This is a genomic window from Sinorhizobium mexicanum (genome assembly GCF_013488225.1).
GTDB classification, from domain to species: Bacteria; Pseudomonadota; Alphaproteobacteria; order Rhizobiales; family Rhizobiaceae; genus Sinorhizobium; species Sinorhizobium mexicanum.
Window position 1 is genome coordinate 234,332 of record NZ_CP041241.1, and the last position, 14,768, is coordinate 249,099.

The window sequence follows — 14,768 nt, forward strand, 5'->3', positions numbered from 1 at the left end:
GATGGCTCTGCGCACGCGTGAAAGACCAACGAGGCGGGCGAAGGCACCGCGGCCGGCGCGTAAGGCAAGAACCACCGGCGCAGTCGCACCTGCCGGCCGCTTCGCCCTGCCCGTCAGCACCGCGCCGATGGAGGCGCGCTCTGCCCCGGAGCTCCCGGCTGATGGTGCATGGCAGCACGAGCCGAAATGGGACGGTTTCCGCTGCCTGGCCTTCAAGTCCGGCGAAGAGGTCGATCTCCGCGCGAAATCCGGCAAACCGCTCGGGCGCTTCTTCCCGGAAGTCGTTGCCGTGCTGCGGCAGCTCGGCGCCGCACAGTTCGTGGTCGACGGCGAACTGGTAATCGAGGTCGATGGACGGCTTTCCTTCGACGCGCTGCAGATGCGTCTGCATCCGGCGGCGAGCCGCGTTCGAAAGCTCTCGCAGGAGACGCCCGCCAAGCTCATCCTCTTCGATGTGCTGGTCGGCGCCGACGGCGCAATCCTCACGGGCGAGCCGCTCGTTGTCCGGCGAGCTGCGCTCGAAGCCTTCGCAAGGGAGAACGCCGTTACGGACAAGCTGGAGCTTTCGCCCTTCACGCTCGACAGGGAGGAAGCCGAGCGGTGGCTCACCGGGTGGGAAGCAGGCGCCACCGATGGCGTTGTCGCAAAAAACCTCGACGGCCCCTACGAATGCGGAGCGCGCGCAATGGTGAAGGTCAAACGCCTGAAGACCGCCGATTGCGTCGTCGGCGGCTTCCGGTACGAAAGCGACAGCGCGGAGGTCGGCTCGCTCTTGCTCGGTCTTTACGACGCAGACGGAACGCTGAACCATGTCGGCTTCACCGCGACGATCTCCGACAAGGAGCGGCCTGCGCTGACGCGCCGGCTCGAGGGCCTGCGCGAACCACCGGGCTTTACCGGCAAGGCTCCCGGCGGACCCAGCCGTTGGAGCAGCGAGCGTAGCGGCGAATGGGAGCCGGTTCGTCCGGAACTCGTCGTCGAGGTTCGGTTCGACCACGTCGGCAACCGGCGCTTTCGTCACGGTACAAAGTTGATGCGGTGGAGGCCGGACAAGGATCCGCGCCAGTGCACTTACGAACAGATCCTACCGCGCTGACGGCCGGGAAGCCGCTGGCCCGGGTCATCACCTGAAGATGTAAATCGCGCCTCCAGCGTCGTCGGAAACGAGGACGGAACCGTCGGGCGCTTCCTTGACGTCCACGGGCCGGCCGACGTCTCTGAGGAAAGTCGTTGCCGAGACCGGTCGGGCGCCCCGGAAGCGTACCCGCACCACCTGATACCCGACCGGAACCGACCTGTTCCAGCTGCCGTGCTGGGCGACCAGAGCGTCACCGCCGAGACTGCGGAAGAAATGGATGCCGAGCGCCGCGACATGCGCCTGAAAGTCGAAGACGGGCGGGATCTGCCGCTCGGGCGGCGATGCGTCCTCAAATCCTTTGAGGCGCGTCTGGCCTCCAAAGTAGGGAAAACCGTAAAAGCCGCCCGGGCGAAGCGCGTTGAGCTCGTCGGGCGGGACATCGTCGCCCATACGGTCGGCGCCGTTGTCGGTAAAGAACATGGTCCCGCCGCGCCAGTCGAAGCCCACCGAATTGCGCACACCCCATGCGACGCGCCGAAGATCGGAACCGTCCTGGTTCATGCTGACGATCGTGCCTTGCTGCCCGCGCGGCCGGCAAATATTGCAGGGCGATCCCAACGAGACGTAGAGCCGGGAATCGGGGCCGACGGCGATATAGCGATAACTATGGGCTCCCGAGTTCGGCAGGTCTCGGCGAATATCACGCCTGCCGCTCAGATCGCCCCCGCGCCCGATGTCGAACACGGTTACGCTGTCTCTCGAAGCGACGAACAGACGACCGCCGGAGCATGCGACTCCGTTCGCAGCGGAGAAACCCGAGGCGACCCGCCGGGCTCCGCCGCCGGACAACGGCACGGCATAGACCGAGGAACCCTTGGTTCCGACGAACACGATGTCGCCGCAGACCGCCATTTCGCGCGCGGCGGGAACGCGGGCGAGCAGGGCGGCCCGTGCCGGGCCGAGAGCCACGCCGGAGGCGAGCGCTGCCAGCGCGAGAAACCGCATTCGAGCGCAGAGAAATCCGGCCTTTAGGGAAAAGACGTCCATCGGCGCCCTCCGAATACAAGCTGAATTTGCCGGAGGAACTGGAGCGGCTCATTCCCGTTTCAAGCCGCAGCCTGCTGCTGGCTATCCTTACATCGCAGCCGATTTAAGGATAAAACATGCAGCAATTCAAAGTGCTAAAGATTTTTGCGCGTCCGATAAGACGCGCGACGCTGTAGGCCTCACGGCGAAGTGATCCCGTGATGCTGAGCCCATGGTCGGCTCAACTGCCCAAGAGGTGAGATGTGATGCCCGTCTCCTCGATAAAAGCGATACTCGGATTCGAGGCACTGCTGTTTGCTGCCGCCTCACTTGTCCACGCCGGCATCCTGTTCGGCGGCTACGAACATTCGCGCGCCGCGACTGCCGAGGGCGTGATTGCGGCAGTCCTGGTCCTTGGCCTGCTGGCTTGCATCGGCGTGCCGGGGCGGACGCGCCTCATCGCCCTCGTGGTTCAGGCGTTTGCGCTACTCGGGACATTGGTCGGCGCCTTCACCATCACCGTCGGGATCGGTCCGCAGACCGCGGCCGACAAGACATTCCACATCATCCTGCTCGTGATTCTGGTCGTCGGTCTCGTCGTGATTTTCAGATCCGGACGCGTTGGGCATGGAGCATCCTGAAGGCACTCAGATAGCTTGTCAGCGGCGACGAGCCTCCCCCTTGATTTAAACGCCTTCTTCCCTCGTCACCTATGTGGAATGACGTATCCGCAGCGCAGCGCGACTGGCGGATGATCACTGCGGCGGGCGTGGAAAGCCGGCGGGAAACCGTCTGTATCCTCTTCAAAAATCAGTGGACGGCGGTTGCCGGCAGGCAAAAGGCCGCAGTTGTGTGCGGCATTTTCCTGAAGAAAAAGTACCGCCGCCGGGAACCTATTCGTGTATCATGCATTCCGTCTTTGCCCGCAATCTATCGATTGCGTGCTGCTCGCGTCTCGGCTGCCTACTGCATGTCTCCTTAGATCGATGTCGATTTAAGGACAGGGACATGCAGCAATTCAAAGGGCTACAGCGACCGTTACGCGTCCGAAAAGACGCGCGGCGCTGTAGGAGCATCGTATTTCGTAACCGACAGAATTGGCCATTCGCGTTTCCCGATTTACACATTCTGAGGAGACACAAATGACGAATTTCCTGCCCGCCCTTTACGAAGGGCACGCCCCGATCACCCTGCAAAATCTGTTTCGAGACGCACTCGAGGCCTATGACGACTGGGATGAGGGGATGCCGGAACCGATCGTACCCTACGAAGGCAACGTCCTGCCGATCGGCGACGTTTTCGACTGGATGAAACCTTGCACCGATATCATGCCCGCCAACATGCTCGGTATCGTCACCGACCGGCTGAGCAAGCCATGGAGCGGCCGCGGACCGCTTGACGAGATGCCCTTTTCCACTGCCGCCCGCGTCATGTCCGTTCTGGTCAGGCGCCGGCTGAGGCGCTTCGGGCGCGGTTCGATCGAAGCTTTCGTCGACCGCTTCAATCAGCCGCTTCACGCTGAGTGACAGTACGGAACCCGGATTGCACAAACAGCGCGGCCGTCATGCCGCGCTGTTTCGTTGTCCGGCTGTCAGCGTTTGCCGATGTGGGCCCGCAGCGCCGTCACCGCACGACGGAGAGTTCTTTCCTTTCATTCTATGCCGTAAGATAGGGTGAGGGGAGCGCCAGGCCATGCGTAATTCCCCAGCGCCGACTACAGCGCCGCGCGTCTTATCAGCGGCGCGAAGCACCAGTAGGCGAGAAGAGGCAGCGGCGAGCGTTGCCGATGGGCTAGATTGGGGCGGGGTGTGGCGTCGTCCAACGACAGCGAAGTCAGGAATCGATCGCGCCGTGGCAGCGGCCGCCCGACGCTCGCGGATGTTGCGGGTCTCGCCGGCGTCGGCAGCATCACCGTTTCCCGCGCGCTACGCGATCCCGAGCGCGTGTCGCCGGAGTTGCGCCAGCGCATCGCCGCGGCAGTCAATAAGCTCGGATACGTGCCGAACCCGAGCGCGCGTGCGCTGGCCTCGGCGCGCGCCGATGTCATCGGGGTGCTCGTTCCGTCACTGACGAACAATGTCTTTTCCGAAGTCTTGCGCGGCATCCACGACGGCCTGGGGGACTGCCCGCTGCAGATCCAGTTCGGCAACACGCATTATTCCGGCGAGGAGGAGGAGCGACTGCTGAGGGTCTTCCTCGGGCAGCGTCCATCGGCGCTGATCGTTTCCGGCATAGATCAGGGGCCGAAGACGCGGCAGATGCTGGAAGAGGCAGGCTGTCCGGTCGTGCAGATCATGGAGATCGGGCCGGACCCGGTCGACATGATGATCGGCTTCTCCCATCTGGATGCTGGCAAGGCAGTGGCGCAGCACCTGATCGATGTCGGCTGCAAGCGCATAGGATTTCTGGGCGCCCGCATGGATCCGCGCTCGCGTCGGCGCCTCGCAGGTTATGAGGCGGTGATGCGCGAAGCCGGTCGCTTCGATGCAGCACTCGTGACGACAACCATTTCGCCCTCCAGCGTTTCGATGGGGGTAGGCCTTTTTCACAAGGCGCTCGAAAAAACCCCGGATCTCGACGCGGTCATCTGCAACAATGACGACGTGGCGCTCGGCGTGCTCTTCGCCTGCCATCGCGCAGGCTTGCAGGTTCCGGCTCAAATCAGCATAGCCGGCTTCAACGACCTTGAAATGATGGAGGTCGCGTCGCCTTCCATTACCAGCGTGCGCACCCCCCGATACGAAATCGGACGCCGTGCCATCGCCATGGCGCGTGCCGCTATTGCCGGCGAGCGGCCACGGCGAACCGTCGTGGATCTCGGCTTCGAGTTGAAAGTTCGCGAGAGCACGACGCTTCCCGCGAAACCCGCGATCTGACCGCGGCTCAGCGAGAATGCGCCGCTTTACAATGCCTGTTGGTAGCGCTACCATTCCAGCTTGTGACGTTTCGGGAGGAGACCTGTCTGACGTCACCGGACTCGCGTATCGACATGTCGTGCCGGATTGGCAACGAACGCAGGTGCTGCCTGCGGCGAATGCTCGACGTCTAGAGCCTTGTGCGTTCTACTGCATGTTTCCTTAAATCGCAGCCGATTCAAGGATGAAAACATGCAGCACTTAAAAGGGCTAAAGCGTCCTTTGCGCGTCTGAGACGCGCGGCGCTGGAGTGAACGCACAAGGACGCTTTTCGGGATTCCACCCAAAGCGGGATGCTCCAACGGCCCCTGTTTCGATACCCCGTCCCGACATAACCACAATGGGAGGGAATTCGATGACCAGAACATTCGTCAGCGGCATTCTCGCGGCCGCTGCGCTCACGTTTCTATCGACGACAGCCTATGCCGAACCCGAAGTCGTCAGCGGTCCCGCAGCCGAACCGGGCTGTTTCGTGCCATGGACGGCCCAAACGAAGTTCTTCAAGTTCCCGAAAAAGGACGGGCCATATCGGATCGCGCTCGCCAATGGCTTCATCGCCAATACATGGCGCATCCAGATGATCCAGACCGCCAAGGCCTACGCGGCGCAGCCGGACGTTGCCGCCAAGCTCAAGGAGTTCAAGGTCGTTTCCACCGGCGAGGACGTGCCGGCGCAGATATCGGCCATCAACAACTTCATCGATTCCGGTTATGACGCGATCGTCGTCAACGCCCAGAACCCGACCGCCTTCGGGCCGGTCATCAAGCGTGCCAAGGAAGCCGGCGTGGTCCTGGTCGCCTTCGACAACATTCTCGACACCGAGGACGCCATCAACGTCAACGTCGACCAGAAGGGTCTCGGCATCCTCTGGGCGAAATGGCTTGCCCAGCATCTTCCGGACGGCGGCAAAGTCCTCGAGGTGCGTGGTGTCGCCGGTACGTCGGTCGATACAGACCGCCACAACGGCATCCACGAAACTTTTGCGTCGACCGGCAAGAAATGGGACGTCGTCGAGGTGATCGGCAAGTGGGACGACCCGACAGCGCAGAAGGCGACCGCCGATGCGATCGCTGTGCACAAGACCTTTGACGGCATCACCGCACAGGGCGGCGATACCGGCGTGGTGCAGGCGATGATCGACGCCGGCCATCCCTTCGTTCCGTTCGGCGGCGAGACCGAGAACGGCTTCCGGAAGTTCTGTGCCAAGCATGCCGGCGAGGGGCTGAAGTGCTCGTCGGCCGGCACCGGCCCGGCTCAGGTTGCCGTCGCCATCAAGACGGCGATCGCTGCACTCGAGGGACAGGTGGTGCCGCAGTCGATCAAGCTGCCGTTGGCAATCGTCGAGGATCCGAACTTCAAGGAAGGGCAGGATTTCTATCCCGATCAGTCCGACAACTTCTTCGTCGGCAATGCCTTCCCCACCTGCGGCATCAACTTTACCGCCCAGGAGATCATGGGGCAGACGAAGGAAAACCAGTAGAGGTCCTTCCTGATCCGCATGTCGCGTTCAGGCGCGGCATGCGCGAAAATTGCGGTAGCCGAGGCGACGGATGACGACGGCAGAGATAGAGGCGAAGCCACCGCTCTTCCGGATGGAGGGCGTCTCCAAGCGTTATGGTGGCGTGCGCGCCTTGGAAAATGCCAAGCTCGACGTCGAAGCGGGCCACATCCATGCGATCCTCGGCGAAAACGGCGCGGGCAAGTCGACGCTGATCAAGATCATGGCAGGCGTGGTTGCAGCGGACGAGGGGCGGATGCTGCTTGATGGCCGCGACGTCACCTTCCGTTCGCCGGCTGCAGCCTCAGCCGCGGGCATCGCCTGCGTCTTCCAGGAACTGTCCCTGATCCCCGACCTCAGCGTCGCCGACAATATCGCCATTGCCGATCCGCCGCGCCGCTTCGGCCTGATCGACCGTCGGGCCCAGCGCGTGATCGCGGAAGAGGCGCTGGCGCGGGCCGGCGCCGAGGACATTCACCCGCGTGCGGCCGTGAAGGACCTGCCGCTGTCGCGCCGGCAGGTGGTCGAGATCGCCAAGGCGCTGGCATCGAAGCCACGCATCCTGATCCTCGACGAGGCGACGTCGGCGCTGACGGCCGGCGATGTCGCCAAGGTGTTTGCGGTGCTGAAGCGCCTGCGTTCCGAAGGTCTGGCGCTCCTCTATATCTCGCACCGCATGCATGAGATCGCCGAACTCGCCGACACCTGCACTGTGTTCCGCAACGGCCGCAACGTCGCGAGCTTCCGCGCCGGCACCCGCAGCAACAGCGAAGTCGTCGAAATGATGATCGGGCGCGAATACAGCAACGTCTTTCCGCCGAAGCCGCCACGTGCGGCCAACGCCAAGCCTCCCCGCCTCGAATGCCGGAATCTCGGCTGGGGCGACCGGCTGCGCGACATTTCGCTCTCGGTCGCCGAAGGCGAGGTGGTGGGCCTGGGCGGGCTGGACGGCCAAGGCCAGCGCGACCTGCTGCTCGCTCTCTTCGGGGTATTGCGGGGCACCACGGGCTCTCTGCTCATCGACGGGGCGCCGATGACGATCGCAAGCCCCGCGGCCGCCCGCGCCTCGCGCAGCGCCATGGCGCTCATCCCGGAAGACCGCAAGACCGAGGGGCTGATGCTGCCGATGACCGTGCGGGAGAACCTGTCCTTCGCCGCACTCGATCATGTTTCGCGCGGCGGCATCATCGACCGCACCGCGGAAGAACAGCTGATCGATGAAATGGTGCGCCTGCTCGCGATCAAGACGGCCGGGCTCGACATCCCGGTGGGCGCGCTATCGGGCGGAAACCAGCAGAAGGTGGTCATTGCCAAGTGGCTGATGCGCCAGCCGCGGATCGTTCTGCTCAACGATCCGACACGCGGTATCGACGTCGGCACGAAGCAGGAGATGTATCAGCTTCTGCGCCGGCTGGCCGACGCCGGCGCCGCGATCCTCTTCTATTCGACCGACTATGACGAGTTGATCGGCTGCTGCGATCGCGTCCTTGTCCTTTATGACGGTCGTATCGTCCGCGAGCTTGAAGGCCGGGATATCACCGAGCACGCGCTGATCGCGAGCGCTCTCAATGTCGAGGGCGGCCAGGAGGGAACGGCGACATGAGCGAATGGCGCTACTGGCTGAACGAGCAACGCGGGACGCTGATGGGGCTCGCAATCTTTCTCCTGATGTTTGCCGTCTACATCGCGAACCATCCGGCCGGTCTGACAGCCAACGTCGCCCAGACCGCCGCCAACAAGGGGGTGCTCTTCGCCTTCGTCGCCATGGCCCAGGCGCTGGTGGTGATCACGGCAGGCATCGACCTCTCGGTCGGCATGATCTTCATCCTGACCAATTGCCTGGCGTCCTGGATCGTCGTCGGCGAGCCGCTGCCGACCGCATTGGGCGTCGTCGCCGTGCTTGCGGCGGGCATGGTCTGCGGCGCTATCAACGGGCTTCTGGTGATCTACGGTCGGCTACAGCCGATCGTCGCGACGATCGCGACTGGCGCGGTCTATTTCGGCCTGGCGCTGCTGCTGAGACCCTTTCCCGGCGGCTCGGTCAACGAGGACCTCGCGGATGCGCTGACCGGCCGCCTCTTCGGCGTGATCCCATCGAGCCTGGTGGCGCTGGCGGCGGCGGTTGTCCTGGTCTGGCTGCCCTTCCGGCGATCGAGACTCGGCAGAGCTGCCTATGCGGCCGGCTCGTCCGAGCAGGCGGCCTTCATGTCCGGCGTGCCGATCCGGCGCGGCAAGTTTGCGGCCTATACGCTCGCCGGACTGCTCGCCGCCATGGGCGGCCTGTTCCTGACCTTCTTCACCTATACCGGCGAGGCGGCCTATGCCAGCGGCAGCGGCTATACGCTCTGGTCGATCGCTGCGGTCGTGCTCGGCGGCGTGTCGCTCTATGGCGGCCGCGGCAGCGCCGTCGGCGCGATCTTCGGCGCCTTCGCCGCCCGCACGACCGGTGATATGCTGTTCGTCTTCGACGTCGATCCGCTGTGGCAGCCGTTGCTCCAGGGCGTTGTCCTGATGATCGCGGTCAGCATCGGCTCGCTGGCTCTGCTGCGGGTGCGCAACCGTCTGGACTGGTTCCAATGAGCGACACATCCGAGGACCGCATCTCGATCAGGACCCGCCTGCCGGCGTTCCTCCGGCGCGCCGATCCGGCCGTGCTCACCGCCTTCGGCTGCATCCTGCTGCTCCTCTTTCTGAGCAGCCTCTATTCCAGCAATTTCCTGTCGCTCAACTACCTCCTGCAACAGCTCAAGGTCGCGTCATTCCTCGGGGTCGTGGCCGCCGGCGTCATGGTGGTGATTCTTCTCGGCCATATCGATCTTTCTATTCCCTGGGTAATGACGACCGGCGCGATGATGGCCTGTGCCGCTGCCGGCTTCGGGGCCATGGGGCCGGTGATCGCCATTCCTTTCGGGATCCTCTGCGGCACGGTCTTCGGCCTGCTGAACGGCTTTGGCGTCGCCTATCTGCGCATCCCGTCGATGATCGTCACGCTTGCAAGCAATGTCGTCGCGCAAGGGCTGATGGTCGTTTACACCGGCGGCTTCTCGCCGCAGGACTCCGCGCCTCCGGCTGTGCGCTGGCTCGCGACGGGGTTCGTCATTCCGGGCCTGCCGAACGCCATCCTCGTCTGGGTCGCGATCAGCGCCATCATGGTGTTCCTGTTCACCCGCACCTCCTTCGGCCGGGCGGTCTACGGGATCGGCAACAGCGAACGCGCGGCCTATCTGTCGGGGGTCGACACGCGGCGCATCGTCATGATCGCCTTTGCTATTTCGGGCGCGCTCAGCGCCTTTGGCGGAGTTCTGCTCGCGGGCTATTCCTCCAAGGCGGCGCAGGCGATGGGGGATGCTTATCTGCTGCCGGCAATCGCCGCCGTCGTGCTCGGCGGCACGTCGATCCTTGGCGGGCGCGGCTCCTATCTGGGCACGGTCGCCGGCGTGATCCTGATCACGCTCCTCCAATCGATCCTCTCGGTGATGCAGATGCCGGAAGCGGGCCGCCAGATCGTCTACGGCGTCGTCATCATCTTCATGCTGCTCCTCTACGGCCGTACGCCGCCGAACCGGTGACGATGCTTCGCCCCTTTCCGAAAGGGCTTGACGCGAATCAGAGGATGAATCACCCTCTAACGGAATAGATCGCATATTCCGCATTTCAGCGTAGTTCAGCGGCCGGTCTGTAAGGAGATATTGCGGGCGCATTTGCGCGGCCGCAATAGGGACACTGTTGAACCCCGCAAATGCGATGCGAAGCATGAGAGGGTATTTGGGAATGGATATGGCGGGATCGACGGCGGTGGTCGGAGAAGCGGGGGGCTTGAGCGGGACGGACTATCGGCGACCCGCGGACGAGGCGATCGCGGCGGACGCGCGGGCACTGTCGGAGCAACTCAAGGCGATGCGCGAGCGTCTGTTCCCGCCAACGGCGATGAAGACGCTCAGAAGCTTCACCTCGGGCGAGGCCGCCCGGCTGATCGGCGTCTCGGACGGTTATCTTCGGCAGCTGTCGCTGGCGGGCGAGGGCCCGCAGCCCGATACCGGATCCGGCGGGCGGCGCTCCTATTCGCTCTTCGACATCAATGCGCTTCGCCGCCATCTCGCCGACCAGGCGCTCGGCAAGGGCAATGCCGCCAAGGCGCGCAGCTACCTGAAATGGCGCGATGCCGCCAAGGGCGAGCACCTGCAGGTCATCTCCGTCACCAACTTCAAGGGCGGCTCGGGCAAGACAACCTCGTCCGTCCATCTCGCCCAGTATCTCGCCCTGACCGGCCACCGGGTGCTCGCCGTCGACCTCGACCCGCAGGCCTCGCTTTCGGCGCTGTTCGGCTATCAGCCGGAACTGGACCTGACCGGCAACGACACGCTTTACGGCGCCATCCGCTACGATGCCGAGGCGCGGCCGCTGAAGGACATCATCCGCAAGACCTATTTCGACGGGCTCGATCTGGTGCCGGGCAATCTCGAACTGCAGGAGTTCGAGCATACCACGCCGCAGGCGCTGAGCGCCCGCCAGAGTGGCGCGGACGCCGGCCCGCTTTTCTTCGCGCGCGTACAGACGGCGCTTGCGAGCGTTGCCGACGACTACGACGTCGTCGTCATCGACTGCCCGCCGCAGCTCGGCTATCTGACGCTTTCGGCGCTCTGCGCCTCGACCTCGGTCATCGTCACCGTGCATCCGCAGATGCTCGACGTCGCCTCGATGAACCAGTTCCTCTACATGACCTCGGACCTGCTCGGCGTCGTGCGCGAAGCCGGCGGCGAACTCAATTTCGATTTCCTGCGCTATCTCGTCACCCGCTTTGAGCCCAATGACGGGCCGCAGGCGCAGATCGTCGGCTTTATGCGCTCGCTCTTCGGCGATCGCGTGCTGACCTCGGCCATGGTGAAATCGACTGCGATCTCGGATGCAGGCCTGACGAAACAGACGCTCTACGAGGTCGGCCGCGAGAATTTCACCCGCGCGACCTACGACCGGGCGATCGAGTCGCTGAATGCCGTCAACGGCGAAGTCGAGGCTCTCATTCATGCGGCGTGGGGGCGCTAAGACATGGCTGGCAACAACCGGAAGAACGAATTGCGGGCGCTGTTTGCGGGCGGTGCTCCGGCGGCACCGACGGAGCAGAAGGCCGAGAGCGAGTTGACACCTGTCAACGGCCGGCCCGCCTCCACTGCGGAGGTCCCGCGCGCCGCATCCGGCGCGGTCCGGGCGATGGGGCTTTCGCTCGGCAATATCACACGCGAGGCGGAAGAGGCGCGCGCGTTGCGGGAAGCTCTGACGCAGGGTGAGCGCGTGGTGGCGCTCGATCCGGCGCTCATCGAGGGCTCCTTCGTCGAGGACCGGCTGACCGACGGCGAGGTCGACGATCCCGATTTTCTGGCGCTGGTCGAAAGCATTCGCGAGAACGGCCAGCAATCGCCGATCCTCGTGCGTCCGCACCCGGAAAAGCAGGGTCACTACCAGACCGCCTACGGCCATCGCCGGTTGAAGGCGGTCCGCCGGCTCGAACTGCAGGTGAAGGCGATCGTTCGGCCGCTTTCCGACGACGAGCTTGTGCTCGCCCAGGGCAAGGAAAACGCCGAGCGGCGCAACCTCTCCTTCATCGAGCGGGCGCTTTTCGCCGCGGCGCTTGCCGCGCGCGGATTCGACCGCAAGGTGATCGGCGATGCGCTTGCCGTGCAAAAGAGTGAGCTGTCGCGCCTTCTCCAGGTGGCCGACAGCGTGCCGCATCATCTCGCCCGTGCCATCGGGCCGGCGCCGAAGGCAGGGCGGGAGCGGTGGATGGCGATCGCCACGCTGCTCGAAAGGGAGGAGGCCCGCGATCTGGCGGATGCCGAGATCGGCGCGTCGCGATTCCGCGCAGCAGACACCGACCAGCGCTTCCAGCTCGTCTTCAATCGCCTGTCTGAGAACGACAAGCCGGAGCCGCAGAAGCCGGAGGAGTTGAGGGACGAGGCGGGCCGTGTCTTCGCGCGCCTGAGGCTCGATGGAAAGGCCCCACGAATCGAGTTCCTGCCCGGCACCCATCCGGCCTTTCTCAAGGAAGCGGTGTCCATGCTGGCGAAATGGCACGCGGCCTTTATGAAAAATCAGAACTCATAGCTAACGGCCGCCGCGTTCTTGTGAACGACCGGGTGGATGGTCGACGGGTTATGACTGCCGCGACGCGCGCTTCGTAAAGGCGAAGCGCTTTCCCGGGAGACTCCTTGCTTGAGTTTGCTACAGCGCCGCGCGTCTTATCAGACGCGCAAAGGTCGCTGTAGCACTTTGAATTGCTGCATGTCTTTGTCCTTAAGCCGAGGTCGATTTAAGGAGACATGCAGTAGCGCATCGGCCCGAAAATCGGAATCGATTTTCGGAAAGCACGATGCGTAGATTCGAAGACTTGCAGCGTCCTTGGTGCGTCCTGAAGGACGCACGGCGCTGTAGCGGTCGGATCGCTCACCCGTCGTCGACCACAGGTCGAAACTCCACATATCAGCTTACGGATCTCCGATTCGAGAATCGGTGAAGATCCTGCTTAGATCTTTGAGTCAATCTTCTCGCGCTACATTGCTGAGAGGCGAGGCGGCGTCGTCTGAAAAACCGCGATAACGAAGGTGACTTCGATTGAGATGGGCCCGCATTGCCTCGCGCGCCTGTTCTGAATTTCCGATGCTAATCGCCTCACAAATGGTCCTGTGTTCTCTCACCGTGTTTTGAATATATTCCGGCGTGATGAGCGCTGGGTTCAGCTCCTTTGAGAACGCAGGCTGGGGAAGGATCTGAAGGCTCATCAGGTTGAAGAATTCGATGAAGGCGCCGTTGTTCGTTGCTTCCGCAATCGAGCGATGAAACACGAAGTCGAGATGATCGAGCGCGGCTTCGTCGTCGAGCGAGGCTTCGAACTGGCGAGCGGCGTTCCAGATATTCGATTCCTGTGCCCAGGAGCGCCGGGTCGCGGCAAGGCCGGCTGCATGCACCTCGAATGCCATCCGGAGTTCCAGGAGGTCCATAAACGAAGTCTTCAACCGCCGCAGCGGTGCCAGCACCAGGTCGGAATCGTAACGGTTCGGGTCCTCCGGCTGCGGCATTTCCCGCACGAAGACGCCCACGCCATGACGCGCCTCGACGACGCCGTCTGACCGCAGCGCGGAGACAGCCTCGCGAATGACTGTGCGGCTCACGCCGAACTGCTGGGACAATTCGTTCAGCGATCCGAGCTTGTGTCCCTTGCCGAATTGGCTCTCGACAATATGGGCCTTCATCGCCTGTATCGTTCGGCTTGTCAGTGTGTCCAAGGTCCACTCGCTTAACTGGCGCCGCATTCTCCATCGGCGATGTCTGATTAATAGGGATTCGCAACCGCTCTGACAAGATAGCACTACATGATGTTGTGATGCTATCTCTTTGACCACCGTTTCTCGAAAGTGTGCACACACTCCCGGTGATGGCGACTTCCGCAGCGGAGATCGCCTCGATTTTGCGCAGAGAAGTCACGATATTTCTTGCTGAAAATGGAAGTGTGTGTCGAAATCCACAACCAAATAGTCTCCGAAATAATTGATAATAAAAGGTTTTGCGACTTTGCCTTTGCGTCATTTCCACAAGAGATAGTATCTCTAAATTCCTTGTTGACATGAGATACTATTTCAATAATCTCTGACCTCAGAAAAGCGAGCCGCCGACATAGCTGACCCATGAGGCGGATGTGGCGAATGGCTCCGGGAACGAAATTTGCGCCCCTGTGGTGCACGCAAAAATCAGGTGGAAACTGCTATGGGCGACGTCTCAGCACGCCTCTCCGAGCTAGGCATAGTGTTGCCTTCGATTGCCTCGGCCTCCGGCAACTACATTCCTTATCGGCTTGCGGGAAACCTCCTCTTTGTATCGGGCCAGATCCCGAGGATCGATGGTGTCGAGCACTTCGTTGGAGTGGTCGGGCAGGACATCACCCCGCAAGACGGTTATCAGGCCGCACGGCTGTGTGCGCTGAACATCGTGGCCCGGGTCAATGCGGCTCTCGAAGGTGATCTCGACCGCGTGCTGGCTTGTGTCCAGGTTCGCGGTTTTGTCAATGCGCCGGCGAGCTTCAAGGGCCATCCGGCCATCATTGATGGTGCTTCCGACCTCATCGTCGAAATCTTCGGGGACAAGGGACGCCATGTCCGCACGGCACTCGGCGCCGGATCACTTCCACGCGGCTCATCCGTCGAGGTCGATGCCGTGTTTGAAGTCGCAACGAAATCCTGACGATAGCGGGAAGGGGAACTGG

Annotated in this window: 13 protein-coding genes; 11 read left to right on the plus strand and 2 right to left on the minus strand. The window is 63.0% G+C overall.

All coding sequences use genetic code 11. The features are described 5' to 3' along the window. Position 1 precedes the first annotated feature (1 nt). Positions 2-1,096, plus strand: a complete 1,095-nt coding sequence (locus FKV68_RS25250) for an ATP-dependent DNA ligase (protein WP_180943267.1) — start codon at positions 2-4, stop codon at positions 1,094-1,096. Between the two features lie 27 nt (positions 1,097-1,123). Here the strand turns inward: FKV68_RS25250 and FKV68_RS25255 are convergent, their stop codons facing one another. Further along, entirely contained in the window at positions 1,124-2,125 is a 1,002-nt protein-coding gene (locus FKV68_RS25255) for a PQQ-dependent sugar dehydrogenase (protein WP_180943268.1), read from the minus strand. 245 nt (positions 2,126-2,370) lie between these two features. On the opposite strand from FKV68_RS25255, the gene FKV68_RS25260 reads away from it, so the two are divergent. The 9 genes from FKV68_RS25260 (at position 2,371) to repB (ending at position 12,616) form a co-directional block, all read left to right on the plus strand. Then, entirely contained in the window at positions 2,371-2,745 is a 375-nt protein-coding gene (locus FKV68_RS25260; RefSeq protein ID WP_180943269.1) for a hypothetical protein, read from the plus strand. 501 nt (positions 2,746-3,246) lie between these two features. After that, on the plus strand, positions 3,247-3,630 hold the full coding sequence (locus tag FKV68_RS25265) for a BRA0787 family protein (RefSeq protein WP_180943270.1): 384 nt from the start codon (positions 3,247-3,249) through the stop codon (positions 3,628-3,630). A 282-nt stretch (positions 3,631-3,912) separates the two neighbouring features. Continuing rightward, complete coding sequence (gene gntR, locus FKV68_RS25270) at positions 3,913-4,980, plus strand: HTH-type transcriptional regulator GntR (RefSeq protein WP_180943271.1); 1,068 nt, start codon at positions 3,913-3,915, stop codon at positions 4,978-4,980. Positions 4,981-5,374: 394 nt separating this feature from the next. Then, positions 5,375-6,499 (plus strand): sugar ABC transporter substrate-binding protein, encoded by a 1,125-nt coding sequence (locus tag FKV68_RS25275; RefSeq protein WP_180943272.1) that lies wholly within the window; start codon positions 5,375-5,377, stop codon positions 6,497-6,499. Between the two features lie 70 nt (positions 6,500-6,569). Further along, on the plus strand, positions 6,570-8,120 hold the full coding sequence (locus tag FKV68_RS25280; protein ID WP_180943273.1) for a sugar ABC transporter ATP-binding protein: 1,551 nt from the start codon (positions 6,570-6,572) through the stop codon (positions 8,118-8,120). Continuing rightward, the gene (locus tag FKV68_RS25285; protein ID WP_180943274.1) at positions 8,117-9,097 is read left to right on the plus strand and encodes an ABC transporter permease; all 981 of its coding nucleotides are present in this window, start codon (positions 8,117-8,119) and stop codon (positions 9,095-9,097) included. Before FKV68_RS25280 ends, FKV68_RS25285 begins: the two co-directional genes overlap by 4 nt. Next, the gene (locus FKV68_RS25290; protein ID WP_180943275.1) at positions 9,094-10,086 is read left to right on the plus strand and encodes an ABC transporter permease; all 993 of its coding nucleotides are present in this window, start codon (positions 9,094-9,096) and stop codon (positions 10,084-10,086) included. The genes FKV68_RS25285 and FKV68_RS25290 overlap by 4 nt, the downstream gene beginning before the upstream one ends. Positions 10,087-10,294: 208 nt before the next feature. Next, positions 10,295-11,560, plus strand: coding sequence for a plasmid partitioning protein RepA (repA, locus tag FKV68_RS25295; RefSeq protein WP_180943276.1), 1,266 nt, complete (start codon positions 10,295-10,297; stop codon positions 11,558-11,560). Positions 11,561-11,563: 3 nt separating this feature from the next. Beyond that, complete coding sequence (repB, locus tag FKV68_RS25300; protein WP_180943277.1) at positions 11,564-12,616, plus strand: plasmid partitioning protein RepB; 1,053 nt, start codon at positions 11,564-11,566, stop codon at positions 12,614-12,616. Between the two features lie 431 nt (positions 12,617-13,047). Here repB and FKV68_RS25305 read toward each other — a convergent pair whose 3' ends face one another. Then, positions 13,048-13,794, minus strand: a complete 747-nt coding sequence (locus tag FKV68_RS25305) for a FadR/GntR family transcriptional regulator (protein WP_180943896.1) — start codon at positions 13,792-13,794, stop codon at positions 13,048-13,050. 478 nt (positions 13,795-14,272) lie between these two features. Between FKV68_RS25305 and FKV68_RS25310 the strand changes: the two genes are divergently transcribed. After that, complete coding sequence (locus FKV68_RS25310) at positions 14,273-14,746, plus strand: RidA family protein (RefSeq protein WP_180943278.1); 474 nt, start codon at positions 14,273-14,275, stop codon at positions 14,744-14,746. The last annotated feature ends 22 nt before the right edge of the window (positions 14,747-14,768 follow it).

What these genes read in the sequence shown, in the direction of transcription:
- FKV68_RS25250 (WP_180943267.1), top strand. Translation starts at nt 2, where the DNA reads ATGGCTCTGCGCACGCGTGAAAGACCAACGAGGCGGGCGAAGGCACCG.
- FKV68_RS25255 (WP_180943268.1), bottom strand. Translation starts at nt 2,125, where the DNA reads ATGGACGTCTTTTCCCTAAAGGCCGGATTTCTCTGCGCTCGAATGCGG.
- FKV68_RS25260 (WP_180943269.1), top strand. Translation starts at nt 2,371, where the DNA reads ATGCCCGTCTCCTCGATAAAAGCGATACTCGGATTCGAGGCACTGCTG.
- FKV68_RS25265 (WP_180943270.1), top strand. Translation starts at nt 3,247, where the DNA reads ATGACGAATTTCCTGCCCGCCCTTTACGAAGGGCACGCCCCGATCACC.
- FKV68_RS25275 (WP_180943272.1), top strand. Translation starts at nt 5,375, where the DNA reads ATGACCAGAACATTCGTCAGCGGCATTCTCGCGGCCGCTGCGCTCACG.
- FKV68_RS25280 (WP_180943273.1), top strand. Translation starts at nt 6,570, where the DNA reads ATGACGACGGCAGAGATAGAGGCGAAGCCACCGCTCTTCCGGATGGAG.
- FKV68_RS25285 (WP_180943274.1), top strand. Translation starts at nt 8,117, where the DNA reads ATGAGCGAATGGCGCTACTGGCTGAACGAGCAACGCGGGACGCTGATG.
- FKV68_RS25290 (WP_180943275.1), top strand. Translation starts at nt 9,094, where the DNA reads ATGAGCGACACATCCGAGGACCGCATCTCGATCAGGACCCGCCTGCCG.
- repA (WP_180943276.1), top strand. Translation starts at nt 10,295, where the DNA reads ATGGCGGGATCGACGGCGGTGGTCGGAGAAGCGGGGGGCTTGAGCGGG.
- repB (WP_180943277.1), top strand. Translation starts at nt 11,564, where the DNA reads ATGGCTGGCAACAACCGGAAGAACGAATTGCGGGCGCTGTTTGCGGGC.
- FKV68_RS25310 (WP_180943278.1), top strand. Translation starts at nt 14,273, where the DNA reads ATGGGCGACGTCTCAGCACGCCTCTCCGAGCTAGGCATAGTGTTGCCT.